The organism is Caballeronia temeraria (assembly GCF_001544795.2).
Lineage (GTDB): Bacteria > Pseudomonadota > Gammaproteobacteria > Burkholderiales > Burkholderiaceae > Caballeronia > Caballeronia temeraria.
This window is the reverse complement of record NZ_FCOI02000036.1, coordinates 30,494-53,214: the sequence shown is the minus strand read 5'-3', so window position 1 is coordinate 53,214 and position 22,721 is coordinate 30,494. Positions and strand designations below refer to the sequence as shown.

At 64.0% G+C, this 22,721-nt stretch carries 18 protein-coding genes; 9 read left to right on the top strand and 9 right to left on the bottom strand.

Translation table 11 applies throughout. The annotated features are described in order from the left end of the window. The first annotated feature begins 126 nt into the window (after positions 1–126). On the top strand, positions 127–600 hold the full coding sequence (locus tag AWB76_RS32750) for an acyl-CoA thioesterase (RefSeq protein ID WP_061164280.1): 474 nt from the start codon (positions 127–129) through the stop codon (positions 598–600). Between the two features lie 51 nt (positions 601–651). On the opposite strand, the gene AWB76_RS32745 is transcribed toward AWB76_RS32750, so the two are convergent. Next, positions 652–1,629: an MlaA family lipoprotein gene (locus tag AWB76_RS32745; protein WP_061164251.1), complete on the bottom strand. Its 978-nt coding sequence runs from the start codon at positions 1,627–1,629 to the stop codon at positions 652–654. Then, on the bottom strand, positions 1,626–4,286 hold the full coding sequence (hpnN, locus tag AWB76_RS32740; protein ID WP_061164250.1) for a hopanoid transporter HpnN: 2,661 nt from the start codon (positions 4,284–4,286) through the stop codon (positions 1,626–1,628). Before hpnN ends, AWB76_RS32745 begins: the two co-directional genes overlap by 4 nt. Positions 4,287–4,554: 268 nt before the next feature. On the opposite strand from hpnN, the gene AWB76_RS32735 reads away from it, so the two are divergent. Then, positions 4,555–5,172 carry an MlaC/ttg2D family ABC transporter substrate-binding protein gene (locus tag AWB76_RS32735; RefSeq protein WP_061164249.1) on the top strand — a complete coding sequence of 206 codons (618 nt, stop codon included), beginning with the start codon at positions 4,555–4,557 and terminating at the stop codon, positions 5,170–5,172. A gap of 30 nt (positions 5,173–5,202) precedes the next feature. Here AWB76_RS32735 and AWB76_RS32730 read toward each other — a convergent pair whose 3' ends face one another. Both AWB76_RS32730 and AWB76_RS32725 read right to left on the bottom strand, forming a co-directional pair. Beyond that, positions 5,203–5,841, bottom strand: coding sequence for a response regulator (locus AWB76_RS32730; RefSeq protein ID WP_061164248.1), 639 nt, complete (start codon positions 5,839–5,841; stop codon positions 5,203–5,205). Further along, a complete protein-coding gene (locus AWB76_RS32725; protein ID WP_061164247.1) occupies positions 5,831–7,258 on the bottom strand; it encodes a cache domain-containing protein in 1,428 nt (475 codons plus the stop codon). The genes AWB76_RS32730 and AWB76_RS32725 overlap by 11 nt, the downstream gene beginning before the upstream one ends. Before the next feature lie 157 nt (positions 7,259–7,415). Between AWB76_RS32725 and AWB76_RS32720 the strand changes: the two genes are divergently transcribed. The 4 genes from AWB76_RS32720 (at position 7,416) to AWB76_RS32705 (ending at position 10,480) form a co-directional block, all read left to right on the top strand. Continuing rightward, entirely contained in the window at positions 7,416–9,500 is a 2,085-nt protein-coding gene (locus AWB76_RS32720) for a carbon starvation CstA family protein (protein WP_061164246.1), read from the top strand. A gap of 11 nt (positions 9,501–9,511) precedes the next feature. Further along, positions 9,512–9,706, top strand: coding sequence for a YbdD/YjiX family protein (locus AWB76_RS32715; RefSeq protein ID WP_061164245.1), 195 nt, complete (start codon positions 9,512–9,514; stop codon positions 9,704–9,706). Positions 9,707–9,848: 142 nt separating this feature from the next. Continuing rightward, on the top strand, positions 9,849–10,088 hold the full coding sequence (locus AWB76_RS32710; protein WP_374729966.1) for a type II toxin-antitoxin system Phd/YefM family antitoxin: 240 nt from the start codon (positions 9,849–9,851) through the stop codon (positions 10,086–10,088). After that, positions 10,085–10,480 carry a type II toxin-antitoxin system VapC family toxin gene (locus tag AWB76_RS32705; RefSeq protein WP_061164244.1) on the top strand — a complete coding sequence of 132 codons (396 nt, stop codon included), beginning with the start codon at positions 10,085–10,087 and terminating at the stop codon, positions 10,478–10,480. Before AWB76_RS32710 ends, AWB76_RS32705 begins: the two co-directional genes overlap by 4 nt. 68 nt (positions 10,481–10,548) lie before the next feature. On the opposite strand, the gene hpnH is transcribed toward AWB76_RS32705, so the two are convergent. Both hpnH and ispH read right to left on the bottom strand, forming a co-directional pair. Further along, the gene (hpnH, locus tag AWB76_RS32700) at positions 10,549–11,703 is read right to left on the bottom strand and encodes an adenosyl-hopene transferase HpnH (protein WP_061164243.1); all 1,155 of its coding nucleotides are present in this window, start codon (positions 11,701–11,703) and stop codon (positions 10,549–10,551) included. Between the two features lie 13 nt (positions 11,704–11,716). Beyond that, positions 11,717–12,679 (bottom strand): 4-hydroxy-3-methylbut-2-enyl diphosphate reductase, encoded by a 963-nt coding sequence (gene ispH, locus AWB76_RS32695; protein ID WP_061164242.1) that lies wholly within the window; start codon positions 12,677–12,679, stop codon positions 11,717–11,719. A 434-nt stretch (positions 12,680–13,113) separates the two neighbouring features. Between ispH and AWB76_RS32690 the strand changes: the two genes are divergently transcribed. Beyond that, entirely contained in the window at positions 13,114–14,316 is a 1,203-nt protein-coding gene (locus AWB76_RS32690; protein WP_061164241.1) for a glycosyltransferase, read from the top strand. 14 nt (positions 14,317–14,330) lie between these two features. On the opposite strand, the gene AWB76_RS32685 is transcribed toward AWB76_RS32690, so the two are convergent. The 3 genes from AWB76_RS32685 to hpnA all read right to left on the bottom strand — a co-directional run bounded on the left by AWB76_RS32685 (position 14,331) and on the right by hpnA (position 18,576). Further along, positions 14,331–14,876, bottom strand: coding sequence for a hypothetical protein (locus AWB76_RS32685; protein WP_061164240.1), 546 nt, complete (start codon positions 14,874–14,876; stop codon positions 14,331–14,333). Between the two features lie 198 nt (positions 14,877–15,074). After that, a complete protein-coding gene (locus AWB76_RS32680) occupies positions 15,075–17,321 on the bottom strand; it encodes an NADP-dependent isocitrate dehydrogenase (protein ID WP_061164278.1) in 2,247 nt (748 codons plus the stop codon). Positions 17,322–17,565: 244 nt separating this feature from the next. Continuing rightward, positions 17,566–18,576 carry a hopanoid-associated sugar epimerase gene (gene hpnA / locus AWB76_RS32675; RefSeq protein WP_061164239.1) on the bottom strand — a complete coding sequence of 337 codons (1,011 nt, stop codon included), beginning with the start codon at positions 18,574–18,576 and terminating at the stop codon, positions 17,566–17,568. A 161-nt stretch (positions 18,577–18,737) separates the two neighbouring features. Between hpnA and AWB76_RS32670 the strand changes: the two genes are divergently transcribed. Further along, complete coding sequence (locus AWB76_RS32670) at positions 18,738–21,866, top strand: hybrid sensor histidine kinase/response regulator (protein ID WP_061164238.1); 3,129 nt, start codon at positions 18,738–18,740, stop codon at positions 21,864–21,866. Between the two features lie 17 nt (positions 21,867–21,883). Further along, a complete protein-coding gene (locus AWB76_RS32665; protein WP_061164277.1) occupies positions 21,884–22,720 on the top strand; it encodes a CheR family methyltransferase in 837 nt (278 codons plus the stop codon). The last annotated feature ends 1 nt before the right edge of the window (position 22,721 follow it).

Here is a 22,721-nt window from a genome sequence, read left to right as displayed (position 1 = left end):
GCTTTTGCGTCCCCTTGCTTTCTGCGGGTTAACCCTCATGTCGGTATAATCAGGGAAAACCCTAATCAAGCGCACGTCCTCCTTTTCGTCCACGACGTGCGCGGCAACGAAAGTGAGGTAACGCACATGAATTTCCATACCCGCAAATGGGTCAAGCCCGAAGATCTGAACCCGAACGGCTCGCTGTTCGGCGGCAGTCTGCTGCGCTGGATCGACGAGGAAGCCGCGATCTACGCGATCTCGCAACTGGGCAATCAGCGCGTCGTCACCAAGTTCATGTCCGAGATCAACTTCGTGAGTTCGGCGCGTCAGGGCGACATCATCGAACTGGGCATCACGGCGACGCAGTTTGGCCGTACGTCGATCACGCTGCGCGCCGAAGTGCGCAACAAGATCACGCGAAAGAGCATTCTGACCGTCGAGAAGATGGTGTTCGTGAATCTGAACGAGCAGGGCGAGCCTGCGCCGCACGGCCGCACGCAGATCCGGTATGCCGATGAACTCTTCGAGGCTTATCGCCGCGATCAGGGTGCGGTGGAAGCACCGAAAGTGTCCGGCGATGATCTGATGGAGGAAGTGGCGGAAGAAGCTGCACACTAAACGCAAAACGGGCGCCTCGAGCGCCCGTTTCCTTTCCAGGCTTCACCCCGCTCACTTCCCCGCCGGCTGCGCGCCTGGATCCTCATACTGCGGCAAGCCTTGCCCCTTGCTCGAACTCGGCGACGGCTCGCCCTTCGGGGCATTTTCCTGCGGCGCGGGCGACTTTCCGCCGACGCCACCGGCAGGCGATGCCGCCGCGCCCGGATCGACATAAGTTGGCAGGCCTTGCTCCTGACTGCCGCCGCCCGTCTCGCCCGGCGCGCTCGCACCTTCCGGAGCGCTCGCGCCCTCATCGCCATAATCGGGCAGCGTGCTGGCGCCGCCGCCCGTCAACAGATACTGCCGGCGCTGCGTATACGCGTCGCGCACGAACGCGTATTTGTCGAGCGCCGCCGCCGACAGCAGATCCGTTGCGCCGATCAGATCCGCGCGCGCGCTCACGAAGTTCAGGCCGAAGAGCGGCCAGAGAATCTCCGGTTCCGAGTATCTCAACGGATTCACGCGCCAGTCGACGAGCCACGTCGTCGAATCGCGGAACGAGCTCGGGCCGAGCAGCGGCAGCACCAGATATGGTCCCGACGGCATCCCGTAGTGCCCGAGCGTCAAACCGAAGTCTTGATGATGCTTCGGCAAACCCGCCGGCGATGCGATATCGATCAAACCGCCGATGCCGAACAGCGAGTTCATCGCGATACGCATCAGATCCTGCGTCGCATCGGTGATCTTCAGCTGCAGCAAGTTGTTCGCGAAGTTGGAGAAGTCGCCGAGATTCGAGAAGAAATTGCTGACCGCCGTGCGGAACGGGCTCGGCGTGTAATCGACGTAAAACTGCGCGATCGGCTTCGCGACGTAGGTATCGACCGTGTCGTTGAACGTGAAGATCTTGCGGTTCATCGGCTCGAGCGGATCCTTCGGATTGCGATCCGGGCCGGTCGCGCAGCCCGCCATCGCGAGCGCGCCCGCCATCGCGAGACTCAAGCCCAATTTACGCACAGCACGAGCGGTCAAAGCCGTCGATCCCGACTTCATTCTTCAATTCCTCTTAGGTTGTCATGGCGTTGCGCCGCCCTGAGCTTCGCTCGCGCCGCCGCGCGCACCCTGCGCGGCTTGCCCATCAGCACCGGCTGGAACACCACCGCGCCGATCAGCGTGCAAAAGAGCGACAGCGCCAGCAGCCGCCCCATGCTGGACGTGCCCGGATGATGGGAAAACCAGAGGCTGCCGAACGCCGTCGCGGTCGTGGCCGCACTGAACATAACGGCATGCGTGAGGCTGGACTGTAGCAGCCGCGTCTGGCCGGACCGCCACGCCATCACGAAATAGATCTTGAACGCGACGCCGACGCCCAGCATCAGCGGCAACGCGATGATGTTCGCGAAGTTGAGCGGCATCCGGAACACGACGCACAACTCCAGCGTGACGATCGCGGAAACGAGCAACGGTACCAAAGTTCGCAGAACATCGCCGAAACGGCGGAGCGCGATCCAGAGCAGCACCGCGATCGCGATCAGCGAGTAGAGCGCCGCCTGCTCGAACGCCTTGATGATGGTTTCCGCCGAATGGCGCACCGAGATCGGCCCGCCGATCGCATCGGGCTCGGCTTTCTGCACGGCATCGGCGAAACGGGCGAGCAGCGCGTCGTCGTTGGGATCGACGCCCGGCGGGATTTTCGGTGCGATGTCGACGAGCGCCTGGCCCTTCGGCGTCACGAACGACGCGCTCATCTGCTGCGGCAGCGTGTCGCGCGTGATCTGCTCAGGCGTGAGGAGCGCGCGCAGATGCGCGAGCGCGAGACGCAGCGGCTCGGCCATCGCTTGCTCGGCGCGGTCGCGCGTGGCGGCGTCGGCCTGCGCCAGCTTGGCGAGCGTTTCGGACAGGTGCTTCGCTTCCTTGTCGCCGGGGCCGGGATGCTCGTCGGCGGCGAGCGACAACTGGCTCGACACGCGCTTCAACGCCGCGACACGCACCGCATCCGTCACGGGCGCGGCCGTCTGCTGATCGAGCGCGGGCAACAGTTGATCGGCAGCAACCTTGATGAGTTCGAGCTTCTGCGGCTGATCGGCGGGGATGAGCGACGAGAGCGTCGTCGCGCTGCCGACTTCCGGCAGCTTGCGCAGCTTCGCGGCAATCGCGTCCGCATCGGCGAGCGAGGGCGCGAGCACGGCGACGTCGTTCACCGCGCCTTCGGGCGAGTCCTGAAGCGAGATGAGTGTCGCCATCGACTCGGTGTGCGGGTCTTTCAGATGCAGCGGATTGAAGTCGAAACGCAGATTGAAGAGCAGCGGCAGCGCGCCGATCACGACGACGAGCGTGCCGATCAGCACCGGCTTGCGATGTTTGTCGAGAAATTCGTCGACGGGCGCGAGCACCGGAAAGCCCGGCGAGTGCGCTTCGCCCGGTGGCGCGAACACCTTGATGAGCGCGGGCAGCAGCGTCATGTTGGTGGCATACGCGACGAACATGCCGACGCCCGCGATCAGCCCCAGTTCCGACACGCCGCGATACGCGGTCGGCAGGAACGAGAAGAAGCTCGCGGCGGTCGCGGCGGCGGCGAGCGTGAGCGGCACCGCGACGTGGCGCGCGGTTTCCGCGAGCGACACGTCGAGCCGCTTGTGCTTGTAGCGCTCCTCGCGATACTTCACGCCGAACTGAATGCCGAAGTCCACGCCGAGTCCGACGAACAGCACCATGAACGCAACCGAGATCATGTTGAGCGCGTGGACCATCATGAGGCCGAGCGCCGCGGTGATCGCGAGCCCGACGAAGAGCGTGACGAACACCGCGAAGATCATGCGCTTGGAGCGCAGCGCGACCCACAGAATCATCAGCACGACGAGGAAAGTCAGCACGCCGTTGAGCACGGCGCCGTCCTGCACGGAGGCGAACTCCTCGTCGGCGAGCGGTTGCGCGCCGGTCAGATGCAGCGTCGCGCCATACTTTTTGTCGATGCCGAGCTGCGCGGCCTTCGCGCGAATCTCTTCCGACGTGCCCGCCGCCGCCTTCAGCGCATTGAAGTCGAGCTCCGGCAGCACCGTGATGAACGCGCGGCCGGGTGCGTCGTTTGGCGACGAATCCGCGAGGCCGCGCCACGAGAACGCGGCCGGCTGATTCGCCAGCACGCGGTCGAGCACGGCGGCGCTCTTGCCGAGCAGACCCGCCATCTGGCCGAGATTGACCTGTCCGAGCGTCAGCGGCAGATTGAGCGTCGTGTTGAGCGTCTGCGCGAGGCCGGTGAGCGTCGGATCGTGCGCGAGCGTGTTGATGAGCGGGCGCGCCTGCGCGAGTTGCTTCGTGGTCTGCGCGACCTTGTCCGCCGGCAGATAAAGCAATCCGTTGTGCTCGAAGAACGCGCCGCCCGCGGGTTGCGACACCGACTTGAAGCGCTCCGGCTCCTTCGCGAGCGCGGCGGCGAGTTCGTTCGCGGCGGCATCGGCGAATTCCTGGCCGGGCGCCTCGACGACGATCAGCAGCGTTGCGCCGCGCTGCGGAAACGCCTCGTCGATCGCCTTGCTGCGCGCCGCCCACTCCGGCTCGGCCTCGATGAGCTGGCTGACGTCGGTGCTGATTTTGAAGTGATGGACGACATAAATCGTGGACAGCACGCCGAGCAGGAGCGAAACGGCGATAATCCACGCCGGCCGGCGGATGGCGAGGGTGACGAAGCGAGTAATGTTGGACGTCAGCATGAAGACGCTACCTGGGGTGCCCTGTTATTTTGGCGCGTGCGAACGCGCGAATTGCATGATGCCGACCGCCGGATTCCGGATCATTTCCATGAAACGGCGCGAGGTGCCGCGCAAGTATACCGGGCGCACCGGACGCGCCCTGCTTGAACTGTTGCGGCGCTGCGGTGTCGGTATACTGACCCGCAGCCGTCTGACCGTTGCAGTAAGGTCCGAAGGCCGCACAACTCGCACAACCCGCGCCACCAAACCTGATCAGAGAACGGGTGCCATGAAACGCTATCTGTCCATTTGCCTTGCTTTTTTCCTCGCCTCGATGTCCTTTGCAGGCGAGGCACTCGCACAAACGAGTCCCGATGCCGTCGTCAAGAATGCCGTCGAAGGCACGGTCAACGCGATGAAAGCCGATCCGCAGGCGCGCGGCGGCGACATGGCGAAGATCACGCAGCTCGTCGAAACGCGCTTCCTGCCCGCCACCGACTTCCAGCGCACGACGCGCATCGCGGTCGGCAAGGCGTGGGCGAGCGCCACGCCCGATCAGCAGAAGCAGCTTTACGACCAGTTCCAGACCTTGCTCGTTCGCACGTACGCGGCGTCGCTGGCGCAATTGCGCGATCAGGACGTGAAGTTCAAGTTCGATGCGCCGAGCATCGACGCCAGCGCGAAGGACGCCGTCGTCGAATCGCACGTCGTGTCCACGGGCGGCGACAATCCGGTGCGCTATCGCCTGGAGAAAACCCCGCAGGGCTGGAAAATCTACGACATCGATATGATGGGCGCATGGCTCATCCAGGTCTATCAGCAACAATTCGCCGGTCAGTTGCAAAAGGGCGGCGTCGACGGTCTCATCAAGTTCCTGTCCGAGCACAACGCCCGTTCGGCGGGCTGACGTTCTCGCGTCTTCCGGCCGGGCCGGGCTTCAGGTGCGGCGGTGCTCCACCGCGAACTTGATTAGCTCGGCCTGTCCGTCAATGTCCAGTTTGCGCTTCATATTCTGCCGATGCGTTTCCACCGTGCGCACCGACAGCCCGTGCTGCTGCGCAATCTGCTTGCTCGATAAGCCTTCGGCGAGCGCATCCAGAATGTCCAGCTCGCGCGGCGTCAGGCGTTCGAGCGGCGTCTGCATCGACTGTGCCTGGATCATGCGCGCCGCGAGCCCGGCGCTGAAGAACGTCTTGCCGGCGAGCACCGCGCCGATCGCCTGAATGATCTCGGCGGAGGGCGAATCCTTCAGCACGTAGCCGCTCGCGCCCGCGCGCACCGCCTGCTTGACGTATTCCACGTTGTCGTGCATCGACAACATCAGCACGCGGATGCCCGGATGCCGCTCGTGAAAGAGCGCGGCCAATTCGATGCCGCTCATGCCGGCCATGCCGACGTCCATCAGCGCGAGATCGGGCGGGTTCGATTCGTCGGCGGCGAGCGCGAGCGCTTCCTTTGCGCTGCCGGCCTCGCCGATCACGGCGAGATGCGGCACGGAGTCGAGGCGCGCGCGCAAGCCGTCGCGCACGAGCGGATGGTCGTCCACGAGAATGATGCGGGCGGTTTCAGCGCTCATGGGTATGTCCTTGAAGATTCGGGGCGGCGAGCGGCAAGGGCACGCTCGCCGCGACTGACGTGAGGCCGGGCTGCGAGCTGATTGCGAGCGTGCCGCCGAGCGTGTCGAGCCGCTCGCGCATGTTGCGCAGTCCGATGCCGCTCGCCGGATCGGAGAACGCGTCGTGCGCGTCGAAGCCGCGGCCGTTGTCGGTGATGTCGAGGGTGACGGCGTGCGTCGAAATATCGAGCGTGAGCGCCGCGCGCGACGCCTGCGCGTGCCGCGCGATGTTGGTCAGCGCTTCCTGCGCGATGCGAAAGAGCACGGTGTTGACGGGATCGGGCAGCGTCGCGCGCTGCGGCGCACAAGGCTTGCCATCGGCCATCGATTCGAAGCGCACGTCGATGCCGTCCTGCCCGTCGAATTCGCGCGCGAGTTGTTCGAGCGCGGCGGCGAGGCCGAGATCGTCGAGCATCGCGGGACGCAGCGCATGCGAGATGCGGCGCACTTCGCGCAGCGTGCCGGAAAGACGTCCGAGGCTCGTCGCGAGCGCGGCCTCCGCGGTCGGCTCGCGCGCCGCGCCGCGTTCGAAACGCGCGAGCGCCGATTCGAGCAGCAGCTTCACCGAGACGAGCATCTGGCTGATGCCGTCGTGCAGCTCGCGCGACAGCCGCGCGCGTTCCTGTTCCTGCGAATCCACGACTTGCCGCGCGAGGCGCTTCAGCTTCGCGTCCGCGCTGCGATGCTCGCTGATGTTGAGCACCGCGCCGCACATCGCGATGATGGCGAGCGCCGCGAGCGCAATCGCGCCGATCCACATGAGCGTGCGTTCGATGTTCGCGGCCGCCTGCCCATCGATGCGCGCGAGCGTCGCGTTGACGTCTTCCAGATAGATGCCCGTGCCCATCATCCAGCCCCAGCGTTCGAGCGGCACGACATAGCCGAGCTTCGGCGCGAGCAAGCCGGTGGACGGCCGCCGCCAGACGTAGCGCACGTAGCCGCCGCCTTTGGACGCCTGCTGGATCAGTTCCTGGATGGTCAGCGCGCCGTTCGGATCGCGCATCAGCCAGAGATCGCGGCCGACGAGATCCGGCTGGCGCGGGTGCATGAGCGACAGGCCGTGCATCGTGTAGACGAAAAAGTAGCCGTCCTGGCCGAAGTCGAGCCGTTGCAGCGCGTCGAGCGCGAGGCGGCGGCGTTCGTCGTCGCTGCGCGGATCGCCGGCGGGGGCGTCGTAGTAGGGCGCGATGGCGCTTTTCGCGATCTCGACGTAATGCCGCAGCTCGATTTCCTTGCTCGACATGTACGCGGCCTGCGTCGTATCGTGCTGCGCTTCGGCAAGCGACTGCGCCTGCTGGCGCACGCCGTAGCCGATCCCGCCGATCGCCAGCGCGAACGGCACGATCGCGAGGAGGAAGATCTTGGCCTTGAGACTCATCGAACCATCGATACAGGGTTTTCCGCTACGTGAAGCCACGTAGCGCGCATACGTAGTTATGCGCTTGTAAGCGCGCGGGCGAAAGCGAATACTACCGCCCAATGCGCTATCACGGCGCGATCATCGGCCCGCACGGGTCAATAACTAAGGAGACGCCATGAATCGGGCTTCCGGATTCCTGGTCTGGATCGCGCTCGCGCTATTGGGCGCGTTCGCATTCGGCACCATCGCGCTCGCGCACGGCGAGCGGATCAGCGCACTATGGATCGTCATTGCGGCGGTCTGCGTTTATCTCATCGCTTACCGCTTCTATTCGCGCTTCATCGCGACGAAAGTGCTGCAACTCGACGGCCTGCGCATGACGCCTGCCGTTCGTCATAACGATGGCCTCGATTACGTGCCGACCAACAAGTTCGTGCTGTTCGGCCATCACTTCGCGGCGATCGCGGGCGCGGGTCCGCTCGTCGGCCCGGTGCTGGCGGCGCAGATGGGCTACACGCCCGGCATGCTGTGGATTCTCGGCGGCGTGGTGTTCGCGGGCGCGGTGCAGGACTTCGTCGTCCTGTTCATCTCGACGCGCCGCGACGGCCGCTCGCTCGGCGATCTCATCAAGATGGAACTGGGCACCGTGCCCGGCGTGATCGCGCTCTTCGGCGCGTTCCTCATCATGGTGATCATTCTCGCGGTGCTCGCGCTGATCGTCGTGAAGGCGCTGACGAATTCGCCGTGGGGCACGTTCACGGTCGCCGCGACGATTCCGATCGCGCTCTTCATGGGCGTCTATACGCGCTACATCCGTCCGGGGCGCATCGGCGAGGTGTCGATCATCGGCTTTATCGGGCTGATGGCCGCGATCGTCTACGGCGGGCAGGTCGCCGCATCGCCGACGCTCGCGCCGTTCTTCACGTTCACCGGCGTGCAGCTCGTGTGGATTCTGATCGGCTACGGTTTTGTCGCGTCGGTGCTGCCGGTGTGGCTGCTGCTCGCGCCGCGCGATTATCTGTCGACGTTCCTCAAGATCGGCACGATCCTCGGCCTCGCGATCGGCATTCTGATCGTCGCGCCCGAGCTGAAGATGCCGGCGTTCACGAAGTTCGTCGACGGCAGCGGGCCGGTGTGGTCGGGCAACCTGTTCCCGTTCCTCTTCATCACGATCGCGTGCGGCGCGGTGTCGGGCTTCCACGCGCTGATCTCGTCGGGCACGACGCCCAAGATGATCGACAACGAAGTCAACATGCGCTTCATCGGTTATGGCGCGATGCTGATGGAATCGTTCGTCGCGATGATGGCGCTCGTCGCCGCCTGCGTGATCGAGCCGGGCGTGTACTTCGCGATGAACAGCCCGGCCGCGCTGCTCGGCTCGACGCCGGAAGCGGTCGCGCAGACCGTCTCGAGCTGGGGCTTCGTGCTGACGCCCGAGATGCTGACGTCGACGGCGAAGGCGGTCGGCGAAACGACCATCGTCGCGCGTGCCGGCGGCGCGCCGACGCTCGCGGTCGGCATGGCGCACATTCTTCATCAGGTCGTCGGCGGCCCGGCGATGATGGCGTTCTGGTATCACTTCGCCATTCTGTTCGAGGCGCTTTTCATCCTGACCGCCGTCGATGCGGGCACGCGCGCCGGCCGCTTCATGCTGCAGGACTTGCTCGGCACGTTCCATCCGGCGCTGCGCCGCACGGAATCGCTGCCGGCCAATCTCATCGCGACGGGGCTGTGCGTCGCCGCGTGGGGCTACTTCCTGTATCAGGGCGTGGTCGATCCGTTCGGCGGCATCAACACGCTGTGGCCGCTCTTCGGCATCTCGAACCAGATGCTCGCGGGCATCGCGCTGATGCTCGGCACCGTCGTCCTGTTCAAGATGAAGCGCGAGCGCTACGCGTGGGTCACGCTCGTGCCGACCGCGTGGCTGCTCATCTGCACGTTGACGGCCGGCTGGCAGAAAATCTTCGACGCGAGTCCGAAGGTCGGCTTCCTCGCGCACGCGGGCAAGCTGAAGGACGCCTACGATTCGGGCAAGGTGTTGGCCCCGGCGAAGTCGCTCGCGGAGATGCAGCGGATCATCTTCAACGATTACGTCGATGCGGCGCTCGCCGGCCTGTTCATCTTCGTCGTGTTGAGCATTGCGGTGTACGGCGTGCTGGCGGTGCTGCGCGCGCGTCGCGAGGCGAAGCCGACGGTGCGCGAGACGCCGTTCGAAGCGATGCCTTCCGGCGCGTCCACCGCGGTGCGTGCGGGCCACTAAGGAGTCGAGCGATGTTCACCGATCTTCGACAGGCAGGGCGGTATCTCGGCCAGGCGATGCGCCTGATGGTCGGCATGCCTGATTACGACGCGTACGTCACGCACATTCAGACGACGCATCCCGACAAGCCGGCGATGAGCTACGCGGAGTTTTTCCGCGAGCGGCAGGAGGCGCGGTATGGGTCGGGAGCGGGGAAATGCTGTTGAGTCGATGCTGACTGGCGGCGGGTGATGAGAAACGCGACGGTGGGAGCCGTCGCGTTTTTTTGTTGGCGGATGAGGAATGTCCGTTTTGCCTATTCCAATCGGACGAGGATAAAATGACTACCTGAATGTGACTATGGGCGATATCATGACTGTCAAGCGAGTTTCGAAATCGGAGTTCAAGGCGAAGGCGCTGGAATACTTCCGTCTCGTGGAATCGACAGGAGAACGTATGATCGTGACAGACCATGGAAAACCGGTGCTGGAAGTGCGGAGATATGAAAGCTCATCGCTTACGCCGCTGGAAGAGTTACGAGGAAGCGTGTTGTTCTATGAAGACCCTCTCGAACCAGTAGGCCTGGAGGATTGGGAGATGCTTCCATGATCGTGCTGGATACTCACACGCTTCTTTGGTGGGTCGACGGAAAAGGGTTGAGCAAGCCAGCGCGTGCCGCGATAGATCGGGAAGTGGAGGAAGAAGGCGAAATCGTCGTCTCGACGATGACCGCGTGGGAGGTCATGCTTCTCATCAAGAAGGGCCGACTCCGGCTGGCCATGGATGTCAGCGGCTGGTTCGACAGAATCAGCCGAATTAAAGGCGTACGTTTCGTGCCCATCGACCGCCATATTGCACTTGCGTCGGGCGATCTGCCCGGCGAGTTCCATAGTGACCCCGCGGACCGCATGATCGTCGCGACGGCGCGCTCGTTATTCGCTCCGCTAGTGACGAAAGACCGTCAGATTCGAAGCTACAAGCACGTCAAAACGATCTGGTAGTCGAAAACAAAAAAGGCGGATGACCCGAGCCATCCGCCTTTCACATTTCTACCGCCAAAAAACGCGCCTCAATTCACCGCAGCCGCCGTCTTCGCGCCCTTGTTCTTCTGCGCGCGGCCAATCTCTTCGAGCTTGATCTCCACGTGCTTCGAGAACACGTACTCGGCCGGGCGTTGCTTGTCGATCGGCAGATCTTTCGCGAACGCGCCGGTCGTGCGCGGGCCCGACAGCGCGATCTTCGCAGCCTTCAGCGGATGCGCCACCGTGTCCATCACGGCAGTCGCCTCGAAGCCGCAGTGGACCATGCAGTCCGCGCACTTTTCATACTTGCCCGTGCCGTACTTGTCCCAGTCGGTGGTTTCCATCAGTTCCTTGAAGGTCTTCACGTAACCTTCGCCGACCAGATAGCACGGCTTCTGCCAGCCGAACACCGTGCGCGCCGGATTGCCCCACGGCGTGCATTGATACGTCTGGTTGCCCGCGAGGAAGTCGAGGAACAGCGTCGACTGGCTGAACGACCAGTTCTTGCCATTGTTGCCGCGCTTGAAGATTTCGCGGAACAGGTTCTTGGTCTTTTCGCGGTTCAGGAAGTGCTGCTGATCCGGCGCGCGCTCGTAGGCATAACCCGGCGAAACCGTGATGCCATCGACGCCAATGGGACCGAGCGTATCGAAGAACTTCGCGACGCGTTCCGGTTCGGCGTCGTTGAACAGCGTGCAGTTGATGTTCACGCGAAAGCCGCGGCGCTTCGCTTCCTTGATGGCCGCGACAGCCTTGTCGTACGTACCCGATTGCGACACCGAGTGATCGTGCGCTTCGCGGTCGCCGTCGAGGTGCACGGACCAGACGAAGTACGGGCTCGGCTCGTAATCGTCCATCTTCTTTTCCATGAGCAACGCGTTCGTGCAGAGATACACGAACTTCTTGCGCGCCATGATGGCCTTCACGATCTGGGGCATTTCCTTGTGCAGCAACGGCTCGCCACCCGCGATCGACACGACCGGCGCGCCGCACTCGTCGACGGCTTCGAGACATTCCTGCAGCGACAGGCGCTGGTTCAGGATCGGATCCGGATAGTCGATCTTGCCGCAGCCGTTACAGGCCAGATTGCAGCGAAACAGCGGTTCCAGCATCAGCGCGAGCGGGTAACGCTTGGTGCCCGTCAGGTGCTGCTTGAAGATATAGGCGCCAACGCGCGCCTTCTGGAGCATCGGGATAGACAATTGCGTCCTCTCCTTATTCTTCGCGAACCGCGGTTGCCGCAACGGCGGCGACCGGCTGAGTGAGCTTCGCGGGGAGTTTGAATTCGACCTTTTCCTCGCGGCCGTTCATCGTCGTGACTTCGACGTGTCCGAAGGCGCGCAGGGCATCGATCACATGTTTGACCATTTCCTCGGGCGCCGAAGCGCCCGCCGTGATGCCGACCGTCTGCACATTGGCAAACCATTCCGGCCTGATCTCCGAACCGTCCGCGACGAGGTAGCTCGGTACGCCGCTCTCGGCGCCGATCTCCCGCAGACGATTCGAATTGGAACTGTTGGTGGCGCCCACCACGAGCAGCACGTCCACTTCACGCGACAGCTCGCGCACGGCGGCCTGCCGGTTTTGCGTCGCGTAACAGATGTCGCGCGTGTCCGGGCCGACGATATCCGTGAAGCGGCGCTGCAAGGCGTCGATGATGCCGCGTGTGTCATCGACCGAAAGCGTGGTCTGCGTGACGTAGGCGACGGGCGTGTCGGGCGCGAGCGTCATCGTCTCGACTTCGGCTTCGCTCTGCACCAGCACGACTTCGCCGGGAATCTGCCCGATCGTGCCTTCGACTTCCGGATGGCCTGCGTGGCCGATCAGAATCAGCGTGCGTCCCTGCGATACATACTGGCGTCCCTGCACATGAACCTTCGTGACGAGCGGGCAAGTTGCGTCCAGCACGTCGAGGCCGCGCGTCTCTGCATCTCGCTCGACGCTCTGCGCGACGCCGTGCGCGCTAAAGATAGCGACCGCGCCGTGCGGCACTTCATCGAGTTCTTCGACAAACCGTGCGCCCTTGCTGCGCAAGTTGTCGACGACATGACGGTTATGAACGATCTCGTGACGCACGTAGACCGGTGAGCCATGCCGTTCGAGGGCCCGATCGACGATTTCGATCGCACGGACCACACCCGCACAAAAGCCGCGGGGTTGAGCAAGGATGATACGCATATTCGAACGAACTCCGACTGACGCGGGTTTCGGGGTTAGCCGGCGCGAAGCTCTCGCCTTCCCGATGACCGCCTCGCGACGTTCTCGAAAACGTCAGGAAAGCGCCGGGAAAGCAGACCGGAAAAAAGACACGATTGTGTCGGTCCGCGCGCCGAAGTTGACCGCGTATTCTAACGCTTTCCCTTTTTGGGTGCTCAATGCCGGCTTCGATGACCGAAACGGCGCAGCGCGTGCAAATACGGCGATTTGCAGAACCCAGTAAACTATCGGTCGCCTCGGACCGCGCGCGTCAAGGCTGACGCCCGCGCCGCCATGCTGGCTGGCCCTTTGGACAAGCCCGTCGCGCTGTCCCGTCCGTGTATTTTCCGCGCAACGCCCTGTCTCGCCCGCGTGCGGGTGCGCCCTGTCTTCTCGAAAAATTAATCGTTTATTCCATGCTACTGATCGCCTGGCTGTCTTTTTTGATCTGGATCGTGCTGCTGGTTGCCCGCGGCGGCTTCTGGCGCGCGGAACCCGCGCCGGCGCTCTCCGCTACGACGATCCACGCCGTCGGCACCGCCGAAATCGCGCGGCGCGGCGCATGGCCCGCGCTCGTGGCCGTCGTGCCGGCGCGCAACGAGGCCGATGTCATCGGGCGGGCGGTCGGCTCGCTGCTCAGGCAAGACTATGCGGGCGCGTTCCATGTGATCGTCGTCGATGATCACAGCACCGACGGCACCGCCCAGGTCGCGCTCGCCGCCGCGCGCGATCTCGGGCTCGAAGAGCGCCTGACCGTGCTGACCGCGCAGCCGTTGCCGCCGGGCTGGTCGGGCAAGGTGTGGGCGCAGTCGCAGGGCATCGAGGCGATCGACAAGCTCGGCCTGCCCGCCGAATTCCTGCTTCTGACGGACGCCGACATCCACCATCCGGCCGATGCCGCGACGCAACTCGTCGCGCGCACGATTCTCGAAGACCGCGATCTGGTGTCGCTGATGGTCCGCCTGCGCTGCGATTCGCTTTGGGAGAAGGCGCTGATTCCCGCGTTCGTGTTCTTTTTCGCGAAGCTCTATCCGTTCGCGTGGGTCAACGACGTCAAGAAGCAGACCGCGGGCGCGGCGGGCGGCTGCATGCTCGTGCGCCGCTCGGCGCTCGTGGAGGCGGGCGGGATCGAATCGATCCGGCAGGAACTGATCGACGATTGCAGTCTCGCCGCGCGCATCAAGCACCGCGCGGGACGTAGTGTTGCGCGTCCGATCCGCCTCGATCTCGCTGAGCGCAGCGAATCGCTGCGTCCGTACGACAGCTGGCGCGATGTCTGGAACATGATCGCCCGCACGGCTTTCACGCAATTGCGTTATTCGCCGCTGCTGCTCGCCGGAACCGTGCTCGGCATGGCGGTGATCTATCTGGCGCCGCCGCTGCTCGCGCTCGCGTACGGCGCGCGCGCGTGGCCCGCCTGTGCGGCGTGGGCGGTCATGTGCATCGCCTATGGTCCGATGCTGCGCTATTACCGTCGATCGCTCTTGTGGGCGCCGCTTTTGCCGCTCGTCGCCCTGTTCTATGTGAGCGCGACGATCGGCTCGGCCGTGCGTTACTGGAGCGGAAAGGGCGGGCAATGGAAGGCGCGCGTGCAGGCGCCGACTCAGGAAGGCTCGTAAAGCAGCGCGCGCGCTTACTTTTTCGTCAACATGGCATACAGCTCGATGACCATGTTCGGCGAAAACGTGAACGGCACCCAGCCGTGCCCGGCGTGACGCATCACCAGCAGGCGGTCGCCGTTCGCGTATTTCTGCGTCGCCATGACGGGATTCTTCGTGGCGGCGAAGCGCCAACCGGGCGGGATGCCCGCCGGCTGATCCGGCGTCATCGACGCGCGCACGTTCGACAACTGCTCGATCAGCTCCGCCACCCCTTCCGGGCTCAACTTCACCGTTTTGCCCGCGATCGTCATTTCGACCACGTCGCGGTCCGGGCGCGACACGACGAGCGTCGGCGGCTCGTTCAGTCCGGGCGGTTCGGCGGGCGCGGCGGAATCATCGGGATGCGGCGCGCCGCCCAATGCGGGCGGTTCGTCCGGCGAAACCAAAGCGGGCGCCGATGCAGCTTCGATCGATTCGGCGGATGAAGCGGCGGCGGATGAGCGGGCAGATGCGGCAGCGGTCTGAAGGAGCGTATCGAGGCTCGACTCCAGCGCGCCGAGCTGGTCTTGTAGATTCATGCGAGTGTGTCTGTGTCAGGCAAGCGGGCGGCGAGGCAACGATTCTACCCGCTCGAATTTGGCGAGGTCGGCACAGGTTGTAACCAATTGCACCGAACGTGCGGATTACACGACAGATTTTCGTCGGTCCAAAAACAAAACCGGCATCTCCGAAGAGATGCCGGTTCGTCGGGGCGCGCATGACGCGCCCGTGCGGCCTTACTTCGCGCGCACCTGATCGAGCGCGGCGTTGAGCGTCTTGCTCGGACGCATCACGGCTTCGAGCTTGGCCTCATCCGGCTTGTAGTAGCCGCCGATATCCGCCGCATTGCCCTGCACGGCGGCGAGTTCGTCGACGATCTTCTGCTCGTTTTCGGCCAGCGTCTTCGCGAGCGGCGCGAACTGCTCGGCAAGCGCCTTGTCTTCCGACTGTGATGCGAGTTCCTGCGCCCAGTACATCGCGAGGTAGAACTGGCTGCCGCGATTGTCGAGCTGACCGGTCTTCGGCGACGGGCTCTTGTTGTTGTCGAGCAGCTTGCCGGTGGCCGAATCGAGCGCCTTCGCGACGAGCTTTGCACGCGCGTTGTCGTTTTTGATGCCGAGCTCTTCGAGCGACACCGCCAGCGCGAGGAATTCGCCGAGCGAGTCCCAGCGCAGATGGTTTTCCTGCACGAGCTGCTGCACGTGCTTCGGCGCCGAGCCGCCCGCGCCCGTTTCATACAGGCCGCCGCCCGCCATCAGCGGAACGATGGAGAGCATCTTCGCGCTCGTGCCGAGTTCCATGATCGGGAACAGGTCGGTGAGATAGTCGCGCAGGATGTTGCCGGTGACCGAAATCGTGTCCATGCCGCGGATCACGCGTTCGAGCGTGTAACGCATCGCGCGCACTTGCGACATGATCTGGATGTCGAGGCCCGTGGTGTCGTAATCCTTCAGGTACGTCTCGACCTTCTTGATGAGTTCGGCTTCGTGCGGACGATACGGGTCGAGCCAGAACACGGCCGGCGTGCCCGAGTTCTTCACGCGCGTGACGGCGAGCTTGACCCAGTCGCGGATCGGCGCATCCTTCACGAGGCACATGCGCCAGATATCGCCCTTCTCCACGTCCTGCGTGAGCCCTTCGATGGCTTCGCCCGTCGCATTGTCGACGATACGCGCCGTGCCGTCTTCCGCGATCTCGAAGGTCTTGTCGTGCGAGCCGTACTCTTCGGCCTTCTGCGCCATCAGGCCGACGTTGGGCACCGTGCCCATCGTCTTCGGATCGAACGCGCCGTTGGTCTTGCAGAAGTTGATGATTTCCTGATAGATGCGCGCGAACGTGCTTTCCGGAATCAGGCACTTCGTGTCTTGCGGACGGCCGTCTGCGCCCCACATCTTGCCGCCGGCGCGGATCATCGCGGGCATGGACGCGTCGACGATCACGTCGTTCGGCGCGTGCAGGTTCGAGATGCCCTTGGCGGAATCCACCATCGCGAGCGCCGGACGATGCTCGTGGCACGCGTGCATGTCGCGGATGACCTCATCGCGCTGCGATTCCGGCAGCGTCTCGATCTTCGTGTACAGATCGACGAGACCGTTGTTCACGTTGATGCCGAGCTCTTCGAAGAGCTTCGCGTGCTTCGCGAACGCGTCCTTGTAGAACACCTTCACGGCGTGGCCGAAGACGATCGGGTGCGAGACCTTCATCATCGTCGCCTTGACGTGCAGCGACAGCATGACGCCGGTCTTGTGCGCGTCTTCCATCTGGTCTTCGTAGAACTCGACGAGCGCCTTCTTGCTCATGAACATGCTGTCGACGATCTCGCCTGCCTGCAGCGAGACCTTCGGCTTCAGCACGATGGTCTCGCCGCGCTTCGTGACGAGTTCCATGCGAACGTCGCGCGCCTTGTCGTTCGTGATGGACTTTTCGCCGTGATAGAAGTCGCCGTGCTTCATGTGCGCGACGTGCGTGCGCGAGGCCATGCTCCACTCGCCCATGCTGTGCGGATGCTTCTTCGCGTAGTTCTTCACGGCGAGCGGCGCGCGGCGGTCCGAATTGCCTTCGCGCAGAACCGGGTTCACCGCCGAGCCGAGGCACTTGCCGTAGCGCGCGCGGATGGCCTTCTCTTCGTCGTTCTTCGGCTCTTCCGGATAGTCGGGCAGCTTGTAACCCTTGCTTTGCAGTTCCTTGATCGCGCTCGTGAGCTGATGCAGCGACGCGCTGATGTTCGGCAGCTTGATGATGTTGGTGTCGGGGTCCTGCGTGAGTTCGCCGAGCTTCGCGAGGTTGTCCGGGACTTTTTGCGCGTCCGTCAGGAATTCGGGGAATTCGCCGAGGATACGGGCCGCGACGGAGATGTCGCTCGTCTCGACGTTGACGCCCGCCGGCGCGATGAAGGTACGGATGATCGGCAGAAAGGCGCTGGTCGCGAGCAGCGGAGCTTCGTCGGTCAGGGTGTAGATGATGGTGGGTTGCTGATTACTCATCGCTTGTCTCGACATCCGAAAACAGGTTGGAAAAAACCGCCGGCCTCGTCACCCCTCCGGCAACAAACCGCTATTCTGCCTGATTTTGCGGGGTGCGCGTGTGAATTTCGGCTTGCGAACATGGCCAAAACGGACGTTTTTCGTGCTATATCAATGACTTAAGTTTTTTCAAGTCTTATACAAGAGTTGTCGTGTCGCAGGGTCGTTGCGGCGGCAGGAACGTTTCACGCAATGATTTCGCGCTTCATCCAGCGAGATAACCATTCGCCCGGAACCAGTCCAGCGCGTCCTTCAACCCCTGCGCGTACGGCCGCGCGCTGTACCCAAGCTCGCGCTCGGCCTTCGCCGACGTGAAATACATCTTGTTCTTCGACATGCGCAGTGCATCGACGGTCACCATCGGCTCCTTGCCGCTGAACTTCGCGAACAGCTCCGCGCCGATGGCGACGGGATAAAGCGGCCCGCGCGGCAGCCTGATGGTCGGCGGCTTGCGCCCGACGAACCCGGCGATGTCCGCGAGCATCTGCTGCAAGGGCAGGTTCTCGCCGCCCAAGATATACCGTTCGCCGATCTTCCCGCGTTCGAGCGCGAGAAAGTGCCCGTTCGCGACGTCGTCGACGTGCACCAGATTGAGGCCCGTATCGACAAACGCCGGAATCTTGCCCGTCGCCGCTTCGACGATGATGCGCCCGGTCGGCGTCGGGCGCACGTCGCGCGGGCCGATCGGCGTCGACGGATTCACGATCACCGCGGGCAGCGCGTTCTGCGCGACCATCCGCTCGACCGCGCGCTCGGCGAGCACCTTGCTGCGCTTGTACGCGCCGATGGTGCTCTGCGCATCCGAAGGCTTCGTCTCGTCGACGATCGCGCCCGAACTCGTCACCTTGAGCGTCGCGACGCTGCTGGTATACACGATACGTTCGACGCCTTCGGCCAGCGCCGCGCGCATCGTCGCTTCGGTGCCGTCGAGGTTCGCGCGCTCGATCTCGCTCGGGTCCGGCGCCCAGATGCGGTAGTCGGCGGCGACGTGGAACAGGAAGCGCACGCCCTTGAGCGCGGCGCGCATCGACGCTTCGTCGCGCATGTCGCCGACGACGATCTCCGCGTTCAGCGATTCGACATTCTTGCGCGGGCTGGTCTTGCGCACGAGCACGCGCACGTCGAAACCGCGTTCGATGGCGAGCCGCGCGACCGCGGAGCCGACGAACCCCGTAGCGCCCGTGACGAGCACGCGAGAGCCGGAAAAATCAGTCATTCTTACCTCGTTGAAAATGCTTTATGCAGCGGTATTTCGTAACAACTGCCACGCGCGGATCGGCTGCAAAGGCTTATGTGGCAAGGCCCTGCGCCGCATGCTAAGGTCCGTGCCTGCTGCGGGCGACGGCCCGCGCAAAACATGAACACAACCGGTAAACGATGCCCCAAGACACTCGAAACCTGAGCACCTGGATTTACCTCGCCATCGCGATCGCGCTCGCCGTCGTGTTCTGCATCGACGCGCTCACGCCGATGCGCGTCGCGATCTGGGTGTTCTACGTGCTGCCCGTCGTGCTCTGCGTCTGGGCCGATCGCCCCGCGGTGCCGCTCGTCACGGCGGTCGTATCGGCCGTCCTCATGATCGCAGGATACGCACTCGGCGCCGCCGATCCGAATACGACCCGCGAAGTGCTGCAAATCAATCGCGCGATGGGCGTCGTCGTCCTGCTCGTGCTCGCGGCCGTGGCGCATCTATATATCAAATCGCGGCTTGCCGTACAACGCACGACCTGGCTGCAACAGGGCATCGTGCAACTCGGCGTCAAATTGCGCGGCGAGCAGTCTCCGGCTTCGATCGGCGTGAGCATCCTGCGTTCGATCATTCCGTACGTGAACGCGAAAGTCGGCGTCGTCTACGCGCTCGACGGCGATGCGCTCGTGCGCGTCGCGGCGTGGGCGCTGCCCGACGACGGCAGCGCGCCTGCGCGGATCGCGCGCGGAGAAGGGCTCGTCGGTCAGGCGGTCGAGGAAGGGCGCGTGCTCGAATTGCGCGACGCTGCGTCGCATTATCTGAAGGCGGGTTCGGCGCTCGGGTCGGCGGCGGCGTCGCGCGTCGTGATCGCGCCGCTCTTTGCCGATGGCGAGGTCGCGGGCGCGATCGAGCTCGGTTTCGTCGGCCGCGAAGGCCATTTCGACGATGCCCGCGCGCTGCTCGATATGGCGTCGGAGCCGATCGGCATGGCGATGCGCTCGTCGCGTTATCGTGCGCGTCTCGTTGAACTGCTCGAAGAAACGCAGCGTCAGAGCGAGGAATTGCAGGTGCAGCAGGAAGAACTGCGCGTGTCGAACGAGGAACTGGAGGAGCGCGGCCGCGCGCTGCAGGATTCGCAGGCGCGGCTCGAACAGCAGCAGGCCGAGCTCGAACAGACCAATGTGCAGCTCGAAGAGCACACGCAGCATCTGGAGCGGCAGAAGGCCGAGCTTTTGCAGGCGCAGCAGGAATTGACCGCGAACGCGCTGGAAATGGAGCGCGCGAGCCAGTACAAGTCGGAATTCCTCGCGAACATGTCGCACGAACTGCGCACGCCGCTCAACAGCTCGCTGATCCTCGCGAAGCTTTTGCAGGACAACAAGCCGGGCAATCTGAGCGATGAACAGGTGCGTTACGCCGCGACGATCCATTCGTCGAACAGCGACCTGCTTTCGCTCATCAACGATATTCTCGATTTGTCCAAGGTCGAAGCCGGACAGATGGACGTGCAGTTCGCGCCCGTTTCCGTCGATTCGATCCTGCAGACGCTGCAGCAGTCGTTCGCGCCGGTGGCCGGGAGCAAGGGCGTCGAATTCGTCACCGCGCACGGCGAGAACGTGCCGCAGTATTTCGTCACGGACAGCCAGCGGCTGTTGCAGGTGCTGCGCAATCTGCTGTCGAACGCGTTCAAGTTCACCGAGCGCGGCCGCGTGACGGTCGCCGTCGAGCGCGCAGGCGACAACGCGCTGCGTTTCGATGTCCGCGACACGGGCATCGGCATCGCGCGCGAAAAGCAGGACATGATCTTCCGCGCGTTCCAGCAAGCCGACGGCACCACGAGCCGAAAATATGGCGGCAGCGGCCTCGGGTTGTCGATTTCGCGCGAGTTTTCGCGTCTGCTCGGCGGCTCGGTTGCGGTGTCGAGCGAACTCGGGCAGGGCAGCGTGTTTTCCGTGACGTTGCCGATCGCGGCGCGCGAAGGCACGGTCACGGCGAAGCTCGACACGATCGCGCAGGCCAGCCAGCCGCAGCCGGTTGCGGTGTCCGCGCCCGCGCCCGCGTACGTGCCGCCGGTTCCATCGCCCGTCGTCAGTCCCGAGCCGATCGCCATTCCCGACGATCGCGCCGACCGCAAGCGACCGGACCGCGTGATTCTCGCCATCGAGGACGATCAGCCGTTCGCGCACATCCTCTACGATCTCGCGCACGAACTCGACTTCGACTGCGTGCACGCGGCGACCGCCACGCAGGGCGTCGAACTGGCGCGCTCGTTGCAGCCGAACGGCATTCTGCTCGACATCGGCCTGCCGGATCAGTCCGGTCTCACCGTGCTCGAATGGCTCAAGCACGATCCGCTCACGCGTCATATCCCGATCCACATCGTTTCCGCCACTGATCACGCCGATGTCGCGCTGCATCTCGGCGCGATCGGCTACACGCTGAAACCGGGCGCGCGCGAGGAGCTCGCTCACGCGATCCGCAAGCTCGAAGCGCGCTCGGCGCAGGGCACGCGCCGCGTGCTCGTCGTCGAGGACGATCCGGCGCTGCGCCAGAGCATCCACGCGCTGCTCGCGAGCGAGACGGTCGGCATCGTCGAGGCGGGATCGATCGCGGAGGCCATCGAGGAAATGCAGCGCGTGCCGTTCGATTGCGTCGTGATGGATCTCGCGCTGCCCGACGGCTCCGGCTACGAGCTGCTCGAACGCGTGTCGACGGGTGGCGGGCACGCATCGCCGCCGGTCATCGTTTATACGGGGCGCCTGCTGTCGCAGGAAGAAGAGCAGCGCCTGCGCCGCTATTCGAAATCGATCATCATCAAGGGAGCGAAGTCGCCGGAGCGCCTTCTCGATGAAGTGACGCTGTTCCTGCATAGCGTCGAGAGCGCGTTGCCGCCCGAGCAGCAGCGCATGCTGCGCGCGGCGCGCCAGCGCGACGACGTGTTCGAGGGCCGCACGATCCTGCTCGCCGAAGACGACGTGCGCAACATCTTCGCGCTGTCGCGTGTGATCGAGCCGCTCGGCGCCACGCTCGAAATCGCGCGCAACGGACGCGAAGCGCTCGAAGCGCTCGCGCGCCGCAGCGATATCGACCTCGTGCTGATGGACATCATGATGCCCGAGATGGACGGCCTCACCGCGATGACCGAAATCCGCCGGCACACGGAGCACGCGCGTCTGCCGATCATCGCGCTGACGGCGAAGGCGATGCCGAGCGATCGCCAGAAATGTCTCGAAGCGGGTGCGGACGACTACATATCCAAACCCATCGATGTGGATAAGCTCGTGTCGCTGTGCCGCGTGTGGCTGCGTCAGCGATGAACGGACCGAACTCTGAGATGAACGACAGCCGTCACGACGAAGAAGCGACGTTCGACATCGAACTGAAGCTGATTCTGGAAGCGATTTATCTGCGTTATCAGCACGACTTCCGGCATTACTCCGTGAGTTCGCTGAGGCGGCGGCTCGCGCAGGCCGTGAACGATTTCGGCTTGCCGACGCTCTCGCATCTGCAGGAGCGCATCCTGCGCGATCCGGCGCTGTTCGCGCGGCTCTTTCAGTACCTCACGGTGCAGGTGAGCGAGATGTTCCGCGATCCGCAGTATTTCCGCGCGATCCGCGAGCAGGTCGTGCCGATTCTGCAGACGTATCCGTCGATCAAGGTCTGGGTCGCGGGATGCAGCAGCGGCGAGGAGTTGTGGTCGCTCGCGGTGCTGTTCGCGGAGGAAAAGCTCGCGGACCGCACCGTGTTCTATGCGACCGATATCAACGCCGAAGCATTGCGTCAGGCCGAGAGCGGCATCTATCCGCTGGACCGCATGGCGAGCTTCAGTCAGAACTATCTGGCAGCGGGCGGAAAGCGGTCGCTCTCGGACTACTATCACGCGGCGTACGGCGCGGCGAAGTTTTCGCAGACGCTCAAGTCGCGCGTGGTGTTCGCGGATCACAGTCTCGCGACCGACAGCGTGTTTCTCGAAGCGCATCTGGTGTCGTGCCGCAACGTGCTGATCTATTTCGATCGCGCGTTGCAGGATCGCGCGCTCGGCCTCTTCAGCGATTCACTCGTGCGGCGTGGCTTTCTCGGTCTGGGCAGCAAGGAAAGCCTGCGCTTTTCCACCTACGCAGACCGCTTCGCGGACTTCAATTCGCGCGAGCGGCTTTACCAGAAGGTGTGAC

Coding starts and splice junctions, on each gene's coding strand:
- AWB76_RS32750 (WP_061164280.1), top strand. CDS start 127: ATGAATTTCCATACCCGCAAATGGGTCAAGCCCGAAGATCTGAACCCG.
- AWB76_RS32745 (WP_061164251.1), bottom strand. CDS start 1,629: ATGAAGTCGGGATCGACGGCTTTGACCGCTCGTGCTGTGCGTAAATTG.
- hpnN (WP_061164250.1), bottom strand. CDS start 4,286: ATGCTGACGTCCAACATTACTCGCTTCGTCACCCTCGCCATCCGCCGG.
- AWB76_RS32735 (WP_061164249.1), top strand. CDS start 4,555: ATGAAACGCTATCTGTCCATTTGCCTTGCTTTTTTCCTCGCCTCGATG.
- AWB76_RS32730 (WP_061164248.1), bottom strand. CDS start 5,841: ATGAGCGCTGAAACCGCCCGCATCATTCTCGTGGACGACCATCCGCTC.
- AWB76_RS32725 (WP_061164247.1), bottom strand. CDS start 7,258: ATGAGTCTCAAGGCCAAGATCTTCCTCCTCGCGATCGTGCCGTTCGCG.
- AWB76_RS32720 (WP_061164246.1), top strand. CDS start 7,416: ATGAATCGGGCTTCCGGATTCCTGGTCTGGATCGCGCTCGCGCTATTG.
- AWB76_RS32715 (WP_061164245.1), top strand. CDS start 9,512: ATGTTCACCGATCTTCGACAGGCAGGGCGGTATCTCGGCCAGGCGATG.
- AWB76_RS32705 (WP_061164244.1), top strand. CDS start 10,085: ATGATCGTGCTGGATACTCACACGCTTCTTTGGTGGGTCGACGGAAAA.
- ispH (WP_061164242.1), bottom strand. CDS start 12,679: ATGCGTATCATCCTTGCTCAACCCCGCGGCTTTTGTGCGGGTGTGGTC.
- AWB76_RS32690 (WP_061164241.1), top strand. CDS start 13,114: ATGCTACTGATCGCCTGGCTGTCTTTTTTGATCTGGATCGTGCTGCTG.
- AWB76_RS32685 (WP_061164240.1), bottom strand. CDS start 14,876: ATGAATCTACAAGACCAGCTCGGCGCGCTGGAGTCGAGCCTCGATACG.
- AWB76_RS32680 (WP_061164278.1), bottom strand. CDS start 17,321: ATGAGTAATCAGCAACCCACCATCATCTACACCCTGACCGACGAAGCT.
- hpnA (WP_061164239.1), bottom strand. CDS start 18,576: ATGACTGATTTTTCCGGCTCTCGCGTGCTCGTCACGGGCGCTACGGGG.
- AWB76_RS32670 (WP_061164238.1), top strand. CDS start 18,738: ATGCCCCAAGACACTCGAAACCTGAGCACCTGGATTTACCTCGCCATC.
- AWB76_RS32665 (WP_061164277.1), top strand. CDS start 21,884: ATGAACGACAGCCGTCACGACGAAGAAGCGACGTTCGACATCGAACTG.